The sequence below is a fragment of the Streptomyces olivochromogenes genome (assembly GCF_001514115.1).
GTDB classification, from domain to species: Bacteria; Actinomycetota; Actinomycetes; order Streptomycetales; family Streptomycetaceae; genus Streptomyces; species Streptomyces olivochromogenes.
In genome coordinates this window covers 21,590-36,272 of the sequence record NZ_KQ948488.1, presented here as the reverse complement: position 1 = coordinate 36,272, position 14,683 = coordinate 21,590, and the positions used below count along the sequence as shown (strand labels likewise).

The window sequence follows — 14,683 nt, the reverse complement described above, 5'->3', positions numbered from 1 at the left end:
TACCTTCTCCATACCTGGGCATGGGCGAGCCTTGCCCAAAGCCGCAGTTTCGCCTGGGACTTGAGCCGAAGAACGTGGCCGCGGCGAAGGACTCACGAGCCTTGGGCACCTCGCCGGCACCCTGCCGCTGATCCACTGACACAGCGGGAACCCGCGCATCACACCGCAGCGGCGCTCAGCCGCCGGGAGGCCCGCGAGTGGTCTTTCCCATGCGGCGGGCGGCACGGCTGACCCCGTACGGCCACGACACCGCCGGTCCGCTCAGGCATCGTCGCGCGCCCGGTCGCGCCGTCATCCCCGGGGTTCGCGCGGGGGGCCTGCCCGCGTGGGTGGTACTGGCATCACCACTTTCGAATGTTTTGATCCACTAAGTCACGGATATGACTGGTCGAACCAAGTGGTGACCACCGGACGCCGCTCGGCGGCGGTACAGGAAGGAGCGACGGTGTGAACCCGCGTAACACCTCGGCCCTGGGACTGCTCGAGGACCCGATCAGCAATCACTCGACGGCCTTCAGCGACCTGGACCGCTCTCGGCTGGGGCTGCGCGGCCTGCTCCCCTACGCCGTCGAGTCTCCCGAGCAGCAGGCACGGCGGGCCTACGCCGCCTACGGCGACCAGCCAAGCGACCTGGCCCGGCACATCAACCTGCGCGCGCTGCAGGACAACAACGAAACATTGTTCTACCGGCTGCTGCGCGACCACGTCGAGGAGATGCTGCCGATCGTCTACACGCCCACCGTGGCCGAGGCCTGCCAGCACTTCAGCAGGATCTATCGCAGGCCGCGTGGACTGTTCGTGGCCTATCCCGACCGCGAGCACCTGCGGGAGATCCTGCGCAACCGTCCGCACAGGGACGTGGACGTGATCGTGGTGACCGACGGGCAGCGCATCTTGGGCATCGGCGACCAGGGCATCGGCGGGATGGGGATCCCGATCGGCAAGCTCTCCCTCTACACGGCGCTCGGTGGCATCGATCCGGCGCGAACCCTGCCGATCGTGCTCGACGTGGGCACCGACAACCCGCAGCTGCTCGCCGATCCCGTCTACCTCGGCTGGCGCCACCCGCGCATCGACGGGGAGGACTACGACGCGTTCATCGAACAGTTCGTCGCCGCGGTCGAGGCTGAGCTGCCCGGCACGCTCCTGCAGTGGGAGGATTTCGCAACCCCGCACGCGCTGCCCATCCTGGAGCGTTACCGGGACCGTCTGCTGACGTTCAACGACGACATCCAGGGCACTGCGGCCGTGGCGATGGCCGCACTGACCGCAGGCTGCCGTATCAGCGGCACGCCCCTGACCGAGCAGCGCGTCGTCATGCTCGGCGCGGGCTCCGCGGGCATCGGGGTCTGCGAACAGATCGTACGGGCGATGACCGCCGCAGGTCTCAGCGAGCAGGCAGCGCGCGGCAACATCTACGTGGTGGACATCCACGGCCTGCTGACCACCGACCGCACCGACCTCGACCCGGCCCAGCGGCTCCTGGCCCACGACCCCGGCGACGTTCCCGCCACCACCGACAAGCCCCCCGCCCTCGCGGACGTCGTCGCCGCGGTGCATCCCACCGCGCTGCTCGGCCTGTCTACCGCGACCGGGGCATTCACCGAGCAGATCGTCCGTGCCATGGCCGGGCACTGTCCCCGGCCGATCATCATGCCCCTGTCCAATCCGACCAGCCGCAGCGAGGCCGCCCCGCAGAACCTGCTCGACTGGACCGACGGGCGGGCCCTGATCGCCACCGGCTCGCCCTTCCCGCCGGTCCAGTACGCCGGGCGCGAGGTGCCGATCGCACAGTGCAACAACGTCTACGTCTTCCCCGGGATCGGCCTGGGCGTCACCGCCGTGCACGCCACCCGCGTCTCCGACGCGATGATGACCGCGGCCGCCGAGGCGGTCGCCGGCTGCGTCGACGCCCACGCGGCGGTCCCCGCGCTGCTGCCCGAACGCACGCGCCTGCAAGAGACCGCCACCGCCGTCGCCCGCGCGGCCGCCCGCGCCGCGGTCGCCGACGCGCTCGCGCCCAAGCTCGACGACGAGCAGATCGACCAGGCCGTCGACGCCACCAGCTGGAAGGCCGTTTACCAGGACCTGGAGCCGCACTCGTGACCAGCCCGCAGCCCGACGCCCTCGGGGACCGGTCCTCAGCCAGCCGCAACGGGTCGCCACAGCTGCGCGAGGTGCCGATCGGCCTGTCGGCCGAGGGGACGCGGACCGAGACCGATTCGCTGGGTGCCGTCGAGGTGCCCGCGGACAGGTACTGGGGCGCTCAGACCCAGCGATCGCTGATCCACTTCTCCATCGGCGAGGACCGGATGCCCAAGGCCGTCTACCACGCCTACGGCCATGTGAAGAAGGCCGCCGCGAGGGTCAACGGCCGCGCCGGGCGGCTGCCGCGGTGGAAGGCCGACCTGATCGAGCGCGTCGCCGACGAGGTGATCGCCGGGAAGCTGGACGGGCACTTCCCGCTGTACGTGTGGCAGACCGGGTCCGGTACCCAGTCGAACATGAACGTCAACGAGGTGATCAGCAACCGGGCGACCCAGTTGGCCGGAGGAGAGCTGGGCAGCAAGCACCCGGTGCATCCCAACGACGACGTGAACATGGGCCAGTCATCCAACGACACGTTCCCGACCGCGATGCACATCGCCGCCGTCCAGGCCGTCCATGAGCGTCTGCTGCCGTCGGTCCAGTCGCTGCAGGAGGCGATCGCGGCCAAGGCGGACCTGTGGGCCGAGGTCGTCAAGATCGGGCGCACGCACCTGGAGGACGCCGTCCCGTTGACCGTCGGTCAGGAGTGGTCCGGCTACGCCCACCAGCTGGCACAGGCGATCGACCGCGTACGCGCATCGGCCGACGGGCTCTACGAGCTCGCCGCCGGTGGCACCGCGGTCGGCACCGGCCTCAACGCCCCGCCGGGATTCGCCGAGAAGATCGCCGCCCAGATCGCCACGCAGACCAGCCACCCGTTCGTCACTGCGGAGAACAAGTTCGCCGCCCAGGGCGGGTTGGACGCCCTGGTCGGCGCGTCCGCGGGGCTGCGCGCGCTTGCCGTGCCCCTGATGAAGATCGCCAACGACATCCGGTGGCTCGCTTCGGGGCCTCGCTGCGGCCTGGGCGAGCTGGTGCTGCCGGCCAACGAGCCCGGCAGCTCGATCATGCCCGGAAAGGTCAATCCGACCCAGTGTGAGGCCATGGTGATGGTCTGTATCCAGGTGATGGCCGAAGACTCGGCCATCGCCTTCGCCGGCTCGCAAGGCAACTTCGAGCTCAACGCGATGCGCCCGCTGGTCATCAACAACTTCCTGCACTCGGCGGCCGTGCTCTCGGACGCGTGCGCCAAGATGCTCGAGTACTGCATCGAGGGAACAGAACTGAATCGCGATCAGATCGACTCCTACCTCACCCGGTCCCTGATGCTGGTCACCGCGCTGTCCCCGGTGATCGGGTACGACAACGCCTCGAACATCGCCCACAAGGCCCAGGAGGAGGGCACGACCCTGCGCGAAGCCGCTTTGGCCAGCGGCTACATCGGGGCCGACGACTTCGACCGCATCGTCGACCCCGCCGCGATGGTCGGGCCGTAGCCGCAACGGCGCCGGTCTACTCGCCCTCGAGTTGGCGCAGGTTGGTCTTGGTGAGCTCGACCAGCTCGTCCACCCCTCCGGACAGGATGGTCCTGGTGGCGTAGAGAGTGAAGCCCTTGATTTGGCCGTAGCTGAGCTTGGGCGGCAGCGAGAGTTCGTGGCGGGCGACACGCACGTCCACGAGCGCGGGGCCGTCGTGCTCGAACGCGGCGCGCAGGGCGTCTTCGAGCTGGTCCTCGGTGGTCAGGTCAGGGTATTCCTTCGGTTCACCACGTCCGCTGGACCACCCCGGTCTCACCGAGCTCGGCCTGTAGGCCCCGCGGTTCGGCTTGGGGTCCCGGTGCCGCCGGGCGCCGTGTGCCGCCAGACCTCAGTGCCCGTGTGGCGGGCTGTCTGCGGCCCATGGTGGGTGCGGACGTGGCCGGGCACCGCACGCGGACACGCGACGCCCGGCTCACTCGGTTCCTGGAGCAGGACCCTCGAACGCAGGCACCTGCTCGGCGCCGATGGAGCCCCGGCCGGCAAGCCGGAACAGCAGGACAAGCGAGGGCAGGATCAGGACCACCGCAGCGCAGGCTACGCCGACGATGACCTTGAGAGTGGCGTCGGGGGACCCGGCTTGCTTCAGCGTCAGATGCGTACCGAGCAGATAGGGGTACTGGGACACACCCCAACCGCACACCACCGGCCGCCGCGACCTCGCGCAGATCGCGGGTCCTGCCGGTCTGCAGCAAGAAGAGCCCCAGTAAACCGCCCACAGCGGCCAGGACCACCAGGGCCAGCCCGCCGACACCGCCGAAATCGAACGGTCCTGGCGCAACCGCTATATCCCCTCCCAACAGCTCTACTTCGCCACAGCCCGCCCAACCGACCACGCCGACATCATCGTGAACAACGATCAGCTCCAACGGCCGACCTGGGAAGTCCGACCACACTCATCGATACACAGGATTTGACAATTGCTCCTGCGCCGGATGAACCAGGCCCAGATCACCGAATCGGTCTGCGCGACCCTGGGCGAGCTGCGGACTCAGCTGGTCCTGGTCGACGACATCCACCTGCTCGACACCCGCACCCGCTCCGGCCGCCCAGGCCAGCCGGCGTTCCAGCGGCTGCTGCCCGGTCCCGGAGTGGACCCGCCGGTGATGGATCTGCTCGACCCAGGCGGCCACGCTCACGCCATCACCTTCCGGGTCCGCTGACTTCTCGAATGGGTGTGTGCTGTGGCTGGTGAAGGTACCACCGACAGCGCCTTCCTGGGCCGAAGTCAGTACAGGTGGCTGTGCGCCTCGTGGACGGCGGCGCGCCCGGCTTCCAGTGCGGTTTCGAGGAGGTCGCCCTGGCGAGCCAGGCGGCCGACCGGCGGTGTGCCCGGGGCGGGGCGGATCGAGACGATCGCCGGGTGGTGGGCCAGGGCGGCGTCGTCTTCGGCCAGGCGCGCCTCGCGGTCGAGGAACACCCTGCGCAGGGCAGCAGGCTCACGGCGCAGCAAAGTCTTGGCGATGACCGGGGCGGAGCGCGAGGGGCGCGCCGCGTCGATCGCACGCCGGGATCGCAGCACCATGACATGGGTCGCGCCCTGGGCCAGCGCGGTTCGGTAGGGCACGGATTCGGAGACGCCCGCGTCGTAGAACCGGCGCCCGTGCACCATCACGGGGTCGCCCGCCAGCAGGGGCAGGGCGGCGCTGGCCCGCAGCGCCAGGCGCAACTCCGCGGCGTCGCCGATGAAGGGCCGCAGGTCGGTGGACTCCCCGGTGGCGGCGTCGGTGGCGAGCGGGTGGTACTCGATGTCGCTGGCCAGGATCGAGGCGAAGTCCATCGGCGCGAAGTCCTGGTCGCCGTAGCGGTAGAGCACCTCGTAGAAGGCGTGCAGGTCTACGAGCGGCCGCCCGCGCAGAGGGTTCGAGTGCTCAGCCTGGCTGCCCCACCACATCCCCAACAGGCCACCGTGCCCGTGGACTTCATCTGGGAACGCCAACCCGGTCACGTGCCCGCCGCCCCCTCTCATCGTGAAGTCGCCGACGTACCCATCGACTTCACCCCCACCCGGCGCTTCCACACCACCCGCCACGTCTGGCGCACCACCGAACCCCTGCCCGCCGCTCTGTACGCCCCACCGCCCGCCCTCACCGCCCTCGCCGCCTACCTCGACCAGGACACCCCCCTGTGACCAACACACCCGAGATGATGCTCACCACCACGGCGACACTGACCCGGATCCGCCTCAACCGCCGCAGCAGAGCCGTCCGCCGCGACCTGACCGACACCGCCCGCCTGCACAAGACCGTGATGCTCCTGGCCCCCGACGACCTCGGCGAGCACCCCCGGCAGAAAGCCGGTCTGCTCTTCCGCCTGGAAGACGCCACCGACGACAGCCCGCCCATCCTGCTCATCCAGTCCCACCAGCCGCCCGACCTCACCCGCCTGCCCCAGGACTACGGCAGCGCCGAAACCCGCGCCCTGCACCCCATGTTCCAGGCGCTGACCCCGAGTCGAGCGGTGCGCTACCGCATCACCGCCAATGCCAGCGCCGTCCGCCGCGTCCTCGACGACCACCAACCCGTCAACAACAAGTACGGCAGGAAAACCGTCGCCCTCTACGGCGACGACGCCCTCGCCTGGTGGCAGCGCCGCGCCCACCAGGCTGGCCTCGCCCTGACCACGACCGACACCACCCCCGCCCGCTTCCGTCACCCCCACAAGCCCCCGAACCTCTCCACCGGGCCCGGCGAAGCCGACCACGCTCCCGGCCCGTCGCACGTCCTGACCCGCTTCGACGGCCTGGCCACCATCACCGACCCCGACCAGCTGCGCCACGCGCTGCTCACCGGGATCGGGCGCGGCAAGCCCTACGGCGCCAGCCTGCTCTCCCTCGCCCCCGCCTGACCCACCCCGATCCAGCAGCCCCAAGAAGGACGCGCCCCCCGTGCCCGCCACGCCCTCACCCGACGGCCCCTACGACACCACCTCCCTGCGCGCCGCCGCGGTCCGCCGCCTGCTGCGTCTGCGCGACACCGAGCGCCTGACCCACCACGACGTACGCACCGTCGCCGACGCCTTCATCGTCCACCGGCGCACCGTGCGCCGCTGGATGGACAACGCCGGCGCCCACAACGGCACCTACACCCCCCAAGGCCGCCGCCACTTCACCCTCACCCCGGCCATGCACGAAGCCCTGGCCCAATGGCACGGCAACGTGGCGAGCGCCTACCTCGCACTCGTCACTCACGGCCACCTCGGCACCCCGCCCCGGGCCTCCCAGGCCACCTTCTACCGCGCCGTGAACCGCGAACTCAGCCCCGGGCAACGCGCCGCCCTCAAGAACGGCGAAGCAGGACGCCGCCGACACGACGTCCACGCCCTACGCCCGCACGGCAACCGCAACGACGTCTGGGAGACCGACCACGTCGAAGCCAGCGTCTTCGTCAACGTCGACGGGCACCGCAGCAAACCGTGGATCACCTGGTTCGTAGACCACGCCACCGCCGTCATCTGCGGTCTGGCCATCACCCCCCACCAGCCCAGCCAGGACGCCATCCTGGCCGCCGCCCGCGACGCCATCCTCTGCACCGATCACCACCGGCCCTTCGGCGGCATCCCCCGCAAGGTGAGAGTCGACCGCGGCCGTGACTTCCTGGGCAGGTGCGTGGCCGAGGCCTTCCAAAAGTTCGGCACCGAACTGATCGTCCTGCCGCCCTACAGCCCCCACCTCAAAGGCACCGTCGAAGCCATCAACGGCGCCGCCAAGCACATGCTGTTCAAAGGCATGCCCGGCTACGCCCACACCCCCCGAAGCCGCCGCGGACAGCCCCTGTGGGCCCTGGACGAACTCCTCGACTACGAAACCTTCGTCACCGTCGTCCTTGACTGGGTGGACTGGTGGAACAACGACCACACCATCGCCCGCCTCTACCGGCGCACCCCCGCCCAGGCCTGGCACGCCGACCTCACCCCCATCGACACCCTCGACCCCGGCGACTTGCACACCTACACCCTCAACGACGCCGGGCCACCCCTGAAAATCACCAGCAAGGGCGTCCGCTGGAACAGCGCCTACTACGTCGGCGAATGGATGCACGGCCACGGCAGCGCAGGCGAGATGGTCCGCCTGCGCCACGAACCCCACCACTACCACCGCGTCGAGCTCTACGACGCCGACACCCTCACCTACCGCGGCCCCGCCTTCCGCAGCGACGAGATGAGCCCCCGCCAAGCCCGCGCGCTGCGCAACGCCCGCCGGCGCGAAGCCGACCGCTACGCCGCCAAAGCCCGCCGAGCCCGCAAGAACGCCAAACCGCGCTACGCCGCCACCAGCGTCGCCGCCACACCCGAGCCCCTCAACCGGCTCACCGCCAGCCAAGCAGCCGCCCAGCTACGCCAGTTGCAGACACCGGAAGCAGACCTCCACACCGAGGCCCGACCCGACCTCCTCAACCGGCCCACACCCTCCTCCACCCGCTGGACCAAACCCCTCTCCGGTCCCAAGCCCCAGGACACCGAGTGACCCACCCGACCACCGCGCCCGAAGACCAGCCGTCCACCAGTCCCAACTACCACTACATGGGCCTGCCCGGCGCCCGCGCCATGCTGACCAACGCCAGCGCAGAGACCTACGCCAACCTCGTCACCACCCTCAACGCCGACGCCGGCAAGGGCGCCATCATGTGCATCCACGGCGGCGTCGGCCTGGGCAAGACCTTCGCCGTCAACAGCCACCTCGACGACCTCGCCCCCCACACCACACTCCGCATCAAAGTCGGCTCCGCCAAAATCCAGGCCCTGCGCGCCGCCCTGTACAAAAAGCTCGACCTGCCCGGCGAAGCCCCCCTCAACAGCACCCGCTGCGAAGCCATCCTCAAAGAAACTCTGTCCGACACCCCGCGCGTCCTCGTCGTCGACGAAGCCCAGTGGCTCGACACCCGGGCCTTCGAATTCATCCGCGAACTCTGGGACGACGAGGACACCCGCCTCGCCGTCGTCCTGGTCGGAGCCGAAACCTGCTACCAGAAGATCAAGAACCGGCCCGCGCTGGACTCGCGCATCCTCGTCTGGCAGCGCTACAAACCCCTCACTCCGGCCGAAGTCCTCGCCGTCATTCCTCAGTACCACCCGATGTGGTCCGACGTCCCCGCCGACGACCTGCTGTGGATCGATGACCTCGCCTGCCACGGCAACTTCCGCCAATGGGCCAAGATCACCTACCTGCTCAACGAAGCCGCCCTCAACCCGCCTCCCTCCGGCAGCGTCGCACCCACCCGGCCGGACAGGCCCGGCGCCGGCCCTGCCTACAGCCGCGATCTTGTACGCGCCGTCCTCAGCAGGATCGACCCCACCCAGCGACACACCGGCTGAGGCCGGGGACGGGCGCGAACACCCCTACCCGGCCGGGGAGTTGAAGTCGCCTCTCGTGGTGCCTCTTGGCGGTGGCGGCCGCCACCGCCAAGAGGCACCACGAGAGGCCGGGCGGGATTGTGGCGACTGCTGGGGGAGACGCTGCGCGGACGCGGCGTGGCGCGCAGCGGAAGGGGAACGCCGGTATGTCGTGGTGGAGTTGCACGAAGCCCACGCCTGATGGAATCCCTGATCAAGGCAGGTTGCCGCGATGGGAAGTTCCGGGAAGCGCCTCACCCCGTCACCACCTCTAGACAGCCTGTATATAGGCTATGTAGAGTACGAGTATGGGTATGCCGCGTATGACCCTGCAGACTCAACTGGTCCTGCGGGCTCTGCTGGAGGCCCCCGCCAAACAGCGGTACGGCCTGGAGCTGTGCGAGTTGGCGGGACTGCCGTCGGGCACGATCTATCCGATCCTGGCCCGGCTGGAACAGGTCGGCTGGTTGGACAGCAGTTGGGAGGACCCGACTGTGCATGAGGCGGCGGGACGCCCGCGCCGCCGCTTCTACCGGATCACGCAGAACGGTGCCGAACAGGCCCGCGATGCTCTGGCGCGCGCCTACCGGTCCCGGAAGCAGCCCTTGCCGGGGTGGGCCGCTGCCCACCCGGCCGCCGGGGGAGGGGCATCATGAAGGGGCAGCGGCGGGTAATAGTGCCGTCCCCGACCGCGCAGACAGACCTGACCCCAACTCTTGAGAACGTCATCGCCGCAGTTCGCTCGCACCACTCGGACGCCGACGCAGGTCTCCTGGAACGCGCCTATGCCGAGGCTTCGATCTGGCACACGGGGCAAAGGCGCCACAGCGGTGACCCCTACATCACCCACTGCCTTGCCGTCGCCGCCATCGTCGCCGATCTCCGTATGCCCCTGCCCGTGGTATGTGCGGCACTGCTCCACGACGTGGACGACACGGCCTGCCCGCCGCAGCGGATTGCCGATCAATTCGGCAAAGAAGTCGCCGACTTGATAGCAGCAGTCCGCACCGCCGTGGTCTCCGCCTACCCGCAGGCCGGCCGGGGCACGGCACCCCGATCCGCTGCTGCCTGCCCGTCACGAGAGATGGCCGTGCTGGCCATCCGGCTCGCCGACCGGCTCCACAACATGCGCACCATCGCCTTCGTGGCCCCGGCCAAGCAGCTCCTCAAAGCCCGTGAAACCCTCGACGTCTTCGCCCCCGTGGCCTCCGCGGCGGGACTGGAGACGGTCGGCCGCGAACTGCAGGACCTCGCCTCAGCGGTCCTGCAACCGGCACCGTCCTCCTACGCCGTCAGCGGCTGGCTCCTGACCGCCCTCACGCTGTTGCTGCCCTCAGGGCATCGGGCCCGCTGGCAAGAGGAATGGAGCGCCGATCTGGCTGCCTACGCCACCCGCCGCGCCCGCACCCGCTTCACGCTCCGCGTCCTGCTCGGCGCGCCCCGACTCTCCATGACACTGCGCAGCCCTTTCTGCCGGGAGCGGCGATGATGGGCGGGGCGGCGCGGCTGGGGGCCGCCCTCGGGGCGCTGGCCGCATTCGTGATGGCCATGGCGCACGGAGGGCTGACCGCCTGGGCGGCCGGAGCACTCGCCGTGGGCGGCCTCGTGCTGGTGGCGGCAGTGCTCTTCGTCCCCAGTGAGACACCGGCCCGCCGTCTGTGCCGCCTGATCCAGGCCTGGCAGAGCTCCACGGCCGGTGCCGCAGGGCCCGAACCGAGCCAGTATCCGGCACCACCTTCCCTCACTCAGGACGGGCTGTGACGGTCGCTGTGCACGGTCACCACCCTGGCGGGCCGTGCACGGCGGCGTAGGCCGGGCAGTACCGGGCCGGGCCCCATGCTGTTGAGCCCGGGTGGCCGCAGGCCGCCATCCCCGCTGACCGGCAGGTGTGTTTCCCTGCGTACGTGGCGGCCGGGATACGACGTCCGCCTCCCTACCGGAATCAGGGTGAAGCCGCTTTGGCGGGGCGGCGATGCAGCACACCATTGATGATTATGAGCCGGTGCGCGGACCAGGCCGGGTGACAGCTATCGCACACCGTCTTCACCCACCCGGCCGGCGCATCGCCGCGCGTACGTGCCCGGCCCGGGGCTGCCGCAGAACTCGCAAGTGACGGCGGCATCCCTCTCAGCGGCCCAGATGAGCGGCCGCACCGCACTGCCGGCACCGTCTTCGGAAACGTCGAGGCGGATGCGTAGACAGCCGAACTTCTCCTTGAGGTCGACCAGGCGGTAGCCGGGACAGACAGTTCGCGTCGGACGGACATACCGCATACCGGAGGCGGCGGTGAGGGAAGCAGAAAGCTCTTTGTACCTGTACGAACTGCTGTCGCCGCCGGAGGCGAACTGACGGTCTGGCGGTCAGTTTGTCTTGGGCTGTGCGTCGGCTGCGGACGCTGCGGGGATGGTCGGTTCCGGGGTGTTGGTGGCGGTGTAGTAGACGGAGGTGCCTTGCTTGGTGCGCTGGGCGTGGTTTTTGGCGACGAGGTTTTCGAGTGTGGTGCGCACGACGGTGGTTTTGACGGTGCGGTCGGGATGGGCCTGGTCGAGCGCGGTGGCGATTTCCGCCGCGGAGCGCGGTTCGCTCTGTTCGGCAAGGTGGCGGCGGATCAGCTCGACGAGGGTGGGCTGGGCCGCCTTCGCGGCTGTCGCCTTGGGCGCGGCTGCGGGCTTCTTGGAGGTCGTCTTCTCGGCTGCCTTGCCGTCCTGCATAGCGGGGGTCCTCTTCGCCCGTGCCCGCTTGCCTGCACCGGACTTCGTGTCGGTCTTCTGCCGCGGTACTGAGGGCGCTGCGGTCTCTTCGGGGGTGGGCTGTGTGGCCGTGTCCGCGGTGCCGAGCGCCTTTTGCATGTGGGTCAGCACGGTGTGGTCGTGCTGCAGGGCGCGCAGTTGTTCCTGCAGCGCGTCGATTTCCGCAGCGATGCGTTCCTGCTCCTTGGCGTTGCGCTCAAGGTCGCTGGCCACCTGGGCCGTGTACTGCGATGTCAGTTCGGTGGTGGGGGTCTGGGTGTCAGGCATGATGCTGGCCTTTCCTCGGTTCGCGACCGCGGGCTGAAGTACCCCGCAGAGCGGGCGCCAGTGCTGGGTAGTAATTCCGCTGGCGTTGATGGAGCTATCGGTGGGCCGACTGCTGTGGGGCGTCCCCGCGTAGAGATAGTACGGACAGGCGGAGTCAGTTGTTCCTCTCGGATGATGTCTGCGGCTCAACCGCAGTGTCATGCGTAGGCCGCAGTCAGTGTGATCGATGCTCACCGGGCCGTGCTGCAGGGTGCTGTTGGGGCAGGTGCCAGGAGACTTCGTCGGTTTCCCGGTTGTGCTGCCAGGTGGCCAGCGTGTGTGTTGCCTTCAGCCGGTCGAGGAGTTGCGCGGTCTGGTGGGGTGAGTGTCCGCACAGGCGGGCGAGCACCTCCATGTCGGTGCTGCCGGCGTCGTCCGAGGTGTGCGAGGCCAGGGCAAGTGCGGTCAGCTGCACGGCCGGAGGTCGTCTTGCCTCGAGCGCTAGCGGGGCAGGACGCAGAGCCCAGTGTGCGGCGCGGGCTCGGCTGCCTGGTTGCTGGGAGAGTACTGCGGCATCCAGCAGCTGTGCCTCGATATGCGGGTGCTTGCCCGCTGTGCGGCGCAGCCAGCCTGCGTGTTCCAGCTCCTCCCACAGTTCGCTGCGGCCGCGCAGTCGCATGCCGCGCAATAGGCCGCCGGGCAGCCGGACGTAGCCACGGGTGTCGGCGCGCAGTGCGCACTGCAGGGCAAGCAGGCGGGCGGCAGGGGAGGTGAACTGGGGGGAGTGCTGCTGCCAGGTAGGTGAGCATCTCCCGGACGCGTGTGCGTTCGGCTGGGCCGCCCGGGGGCGCGGGGCGGCGCCCGGCGCATCCCGGCCGGCGGGGAGCGAGCAGGGTGGCGGGGACGATGGCCGTGTGACTGGTGGCGGCCGCGCAGGCGGCGCAGGCGTCGGCGAGGCGCCAGGTGCGGCCGCTGCGGTCGCGGGTGAGGGCGAGCAGCACCGGCCCGGCGCAGCCGCGGTGACGCGGATGCCAGGAGCAGCCCCTCGCCCGGCACTGGCAGGTGCGCAGATAGCCGGGCAGTGCGTCGGTACTGGCATGGCAGGCCAGATGTGCCAGGGCGGCGGACCGCGCGGAGGCGGCCTGGAGGGGGCGGGTGTGCAGCACGGTGCAGTGGGGGCAGACGAGTCTCGGGCCGTCCGCCCGTGAACGCAGTTCCACCGTCCAGATGCGCCGCACTGTGGCATGCGCGCCGGCAAGCCTCATCGGCCCGTTGTCCTCCTTGCTGTCCGCGCCGCTGTGGCGGGTACTCCACCTGGAAGCACCCAGGACGCACGCACGGTAGTGCAGATCCCTGCACCGTGAATGTCACCCCCACTCCGACGGATAGTGCAGAAACCCGCACTGACAGGGCAGGGGTCTGCACCGTCGGATGGTGGGGTGACGATCTTGCCGCCTGACCCCGACCTCACCGCACTGCACGTGGCGCTGGCGCGGCTGAGGAACGAGCGCGGCTGGACCTTCGATGAACTCGCCAGCCGCAGCGGCCTGGCCCGGCGCACCCTCATCGACCTCGAACACGGCCGCACCACCGGCAGCGTCACCACCTGGCACGCCCTCGCCCACACCTTCGACGTGCCGATCGAACACCTGCTGGGCGCCCTCTGCGACGACCACACCCCGCCCGGCACCCCGGACTCCTGACCCGGCCCCGCCCCCTCGCGCACCGCCCTGCGAATCACCCGAACCGGTGCCCATGCACCGAACACCCGGGCGCCAACTGAGGCAGATGTTCGGTACCGCTGGGCCGTCCGAGGGATACCACCCTGCCTGTTCCCCTCATCGCGGGGTGTCGCCTGGCACGGTCCCCGCCATGCACCCCAACACCGTCTCCACCGGCTGCCACTGGGACGGCAGCCCCCGCACCACACGCCCCCGTCGCCCGCTGCGGGTAACCGCCGCCAGCCCGAGCCGCCTGCTGCGCGCCGGCCAGAGCGGCCGCTGCCGCAGATGCGGCAACCGCATCGACTTCTACCAGCGCGCCGACCAACGGCCGATCGCCCTGCACCCGGCAGAACTGGCCACCACCCACGTTCCGGACTCCTGCCGCTGGCACCTGAGCTGCGGCGTCGCCATCCCGCATGGAGACGGCAGCGCCTGGTGCCGCATCCCGCACGCCGTCCTCTGCCCGGACCGCACCCCCACCGCCCAGACCGGCCCGCACATCGAGGCGGTACGCCGCCAACTCGCCGTCCGCACCCGCCGCCTCATCGACGCAGGCGCGTTCACCCCCGCCCCGCCCACCGCCTGCGAGCCGCCCGCCGACAGCGACCGCCCCGCCCGGTCCGTCGTGCAACTGCTGCTGGGCCGCTACCTCGCCGACGCCCCCCTCGCCGACATCCGGTGCGTCGCCCAGACCCGACACCGGCACCGCTGCCCTCAACCCGTGCTCGCCCCCAACACCCCCCAAGGCATGTGGACGCTGCTACCCGCCAGCCCGCAGCGCGGCCAACTCGCCCTGCCCGCCGGAATAATGGCCGTCTACAACCTCAGCCGCCTGCCGTACGCCGAGCAGATGCGCTGGCGCACCCAGCGCTGCCCCGTCCATGCCGCAACCCCGGGCGCCGCCGACCTCGCCCTAGCCGGATGGCAGGTCTTCGACCCCCTCCTGCACACGGAGCACATCCACACCCGCCTGCCGCACACCACGCCCCGCCACCACGGGAAGGCCTGA

At 70.1% G+C, this 14,683-nt stretch carries 17 protein-coding genes; 12 read left to right on the top strand and 5 right to left on the bottom strand.

Annotated features, from left to right (window positions below; translation table 11 throughout):
* Positions 1–447 precede the first annotated feature (447 nt).
* Both AQJ27_RS48155 and fumC read left to right on the top strand, forming a co-directional pair.
* Positions 448–2,106 carry an NAD-dependent malic enzyme gene (locus tag AQJ27_RS48155; protein ID WP_067384643.1) on the top strand — a complete coding sequence of 553 codons (1,659 nt, stop codon included), beginning with the start codon at positions 448–450 and terminating at the stop codon, positions 2,104–2,106.
* Complete coding sequence (gene fumC, locus AQJ27_RS48150; protein ID WP_067384641.1) at positions 2,103–3,584, top strand: class II fumarate hydratase; 1,482 nt, start codon at positions 2,103–2,105, stop codon at positions 3,582–3,584. Before AQJ27_RS48155 ends, fumC begins: the two co-directional genes overlap by 4 nt.
* 16 nt (positions 3,585–3,600) lie before the next feature.
* Here fumC and AQJ27_RS48145 read toward each other — a convergent pair whose 3' ends face one another.
* Positions 3,601–3,882 carry a hypothetical protein gene (locus tag AQJ27_RS48145; protein ID WP_067384639.1) on the bottom strand — a complete coding sequence of 94 codons (282 nt, stop codon included), beginning with the start codon at positions 3,880–3,882 and terminating at the stop codon, positions 3,601–3,603.
* A gap of 156 nt (positions 3,883–4,038) precedes the next feature.
* Entirely contained in the window at positions 4,039–4,266 is a 228-nt protein-coding gene (locus tag AQJ27_RS48140; protein WP_425275293.1) for a cytochrome d ubiquinol oxidase subunit II, read from the bottom strand.
* Between the two features lie 292 nt (positions 4,267–4,558).
* Here AQJ27_RS48140 and AQJ27_RS59825 point away from each other — a divergent pair, with 292 nt between their 5' ends.
* Complete coding sequence (locus AQJ27_RS59825; protein WP_235613969.1) at positions 4,559–4,786, top strand: hypothetical protein; 228 nt, start codon at positions 4,559–4,561, stop codon at positions 4,784–4,786.
* Between the two features lie 65 nt (positions 4,787–4,851).
* Here the strand turns inward: AQJ27_RS59825 and AQJ27_RS48130 are convergent, their stop codons facing one another.
* Entirely contained in the window at positions 4,852–5,517 is a 666-nt protein-coding gene (locus tag AQJ27_RS48130; RefSeq protein ID WP_067384631.1) for a patatin-like phospholipase family protein, read from the bottom strand.
* A gap of 15 nt (positions 5,518–5,532) precedes the next feature.
* On the opposite strand from AQJ27_RS48130, the gene AQJ27_RS48125 reads away from it, so the two are divergent.
* From AQJ27_RS48125 to AQJ27_RS48095, 7 genes are all read left to right on the top strand, one after another.
* Positions 5,533–5,754 (top strand): hypothetical protein, encoded by a 222-nt coding sequence (locus AQJ27_RS48125; RefSeq protein WP_235613968.1) that lies wholly within the window; start codon positions 5,533–5,535, stop codon positions 5,752–5,754.
* Positions 5,751–6,470 carry a type I-E CRISPR-associated protein Cas6/Cse3/CasE gene (locus AQJ27_RS48120; protein WP_079065867.1) on the top strand — a complete coding sequence of 240 codons (720 nt, stop codon included), beginning with the start codon at positions 5,751–5,753 and terminating at the stop codon, positions 6,468–6,470. The genes AQJ27_RS48125 and AQJ27_RS48120 overlap by 4 nt, the downstream gene beginning before the upstream one ends.
* A 40-nt stretch (positions 6,471–6,510) precedes the next feature.
* On the top strand, positions 6,511–8,088 hold the full coding sequence (locus AQJ27_RS48115) for a Mu transposase C-terminal domain-containing protein (protein WP_067384625.1): 1,578 nt from the start codon (positions 6,511–6,513) through the stop codon (positions 8,086–8,088).
* Complete coding sequence (locus AQJ27_RS48110) at positions 8,085–8,936, top strand: AAA family ATPase (protein ID WP_067384622.1); 852 nt, start codon at positions 8,085–8,087, stop codon at positions 8,934–8,936. Before AQJ27_RS48115 ends, AQJ27_RS48110 begins: the two co-directional genes overlap by 4 nt.
* Before the next feature lie 326 nt (positions 8,937–9,262).
* Positions 9,263–9,610 (top strand): PadR family transcriptional regulator, encoded by a 348-nt coding sequence (locus AQJ27_RS48105; RefSeq protein ID WP_235613967.1) that lies wholly within the window; start codon positions 9,263–9,265, stop codon positions 9,608–9,610.
* Complete coding sequence (locus tag AQJ27_RS54100; protein ID WP_079065866.1) at positions 9,607–10,443, top strand: HD domain-containing protein; 837 nt, start codon at positions 9,607–9,609, stop codon at positions 10,441–10,443. Before AQJ27_RS48105 ends, AQJ27_RS54100 begins: the two co-directional genes overlap by 4 nt.
* Positions 10,440–10,715: a hypothetical protein gene (locus AQJ27_RS48095; protein ID WP_159064640.1), complete on the top strand. Its 276-nt coding sequence runs from the start codon at positions 10,440–10,442 to the stop codon at positions 10,713–10,715. Before AQJ27_RS54100 ends, AQJ27_RS48095 begins: the two co-directional genes overlap by 4 nt.
* 599 nt (positions 10,716–11,314) lie before the next feature.
* On the opposite strand, the gene AQJ27_RS48090 is transcribed toward AQJ27_RS48095, so the two are convergent.
* Both AQJ27_RS48090 and AQJ27_RS59820 read right to left on the bottom strand, forming a co-directional pair.
* A complete protein-coding gene (locus tag AQJ27_RS48090) occupies positions 11,315–11,971 on the bottom strand; it encodes a BlaI/MecI/CopY family transcriptional regulator (RefSeq protein WP_067384609.1) in 657 nt (218 codons plus the stop codon).
* Positions 11,972–12,185: 214 nt separating this feature from the next.
* Positions 12,186–12,629: a hypothetical protein gene (locus AQJ27_RS59820; protein WP_235613966.1), complete on the bottom strand. Its 444-nt coding sequence runs from the start codon at positions 12,627–12,629 to the stop codon at positions 12,186–12,188.
* A 760-nt stretch (positions 12,630–13,389) separates the two neighbouring features.
* On the opposite strand from AQJ27_RS59820, the gene AQJ27_RS48080 reads away from it, so the two are divergent.
* The gene (locus AQJ27_RS48080) at positions 13,390–13,653 is read left to right on the top strand and encodes a helix-turn-helix transcriptional regulator (RefSeq protein WP_067384606.1); all 264 of its coding nucleotides are present in this window, start codon (positions 13,390–13,392) and stop codon (positions 13,651–13,653) included.
* A 169-nt stretch (positions 13,654–13,822) separates the two neighbouring features.
* The gene (locus AQJ27_RS48075; protein ID WP_067384603.1) at positions 13,823–14,683 is read left to right on the top strand and encodes a DUF6083 domain-containing protein; all 861 of its coding nucleotides are present in this window, start codon (positions 13,823–13,825) and stop codon (positions 14,681–14,683) included.

Bases quoted from the DNA above. Each gene is read 5' to 3' on its own strand.
- AQJ27_RS59825 (WP_235613969.1), top strand. From the start codon at position 4,559: ATGAACCAGGCCCAGATCACCGAATCGGTCTGCGCGACCCTGGGCGAG.
- AQJ27_RS48130 (WP_067384631.1), bottom strand. From the start codon at position 5,517: ATGTGGTGGGGCAGCCAGGCTGAGCACTCGAACCCTCTGCGCGGGCGG.
- AQJ27_RS48105 (WP_235613967.1), top strand. From the start codon at position 9,263: ATGGGTATGCCGCGTATGACCCTGCAGACTCAACTGGTCCTGCGGGCT.
- AQJ27_RS54100 (WP_079065866.1), top strand. From the start codon at position 9,607: ATGAAGGGGCAGCGGCGGGTAATAGTGCCGTCCCCGACCGCGCAGACA.
- AQJ27_RS48095 (WP_159064640.1), top strand. From the start codon at position 10,440: ATGATGGGCGGGGCGGCGCGGCTGGGGGCCGCCCTCGGGGCGCTGGCC.
- AQJ27_RS48090 (WP_067384609.1), bottom strand. From the start codon at position 11,971: ATGCCTGACACCCAGACCCCCACCACCGAACTGACATCGCAGTACACG.
- AQJ27_RS59820 (WP_235613966.1), bottom strand. From the start codon at position 12,629: ATGCGACTGCGCGGCCGCAGCGAACTGTGGGAGGAGCTGGAACACGCA.
- AQJ27_RS48075 (WP_067384603.1), top strand. From the start codon at position 13,823: ATGCACCCCAACACCGTCTCCACCGGCTGCCACTGGGACGGCAGCCCC.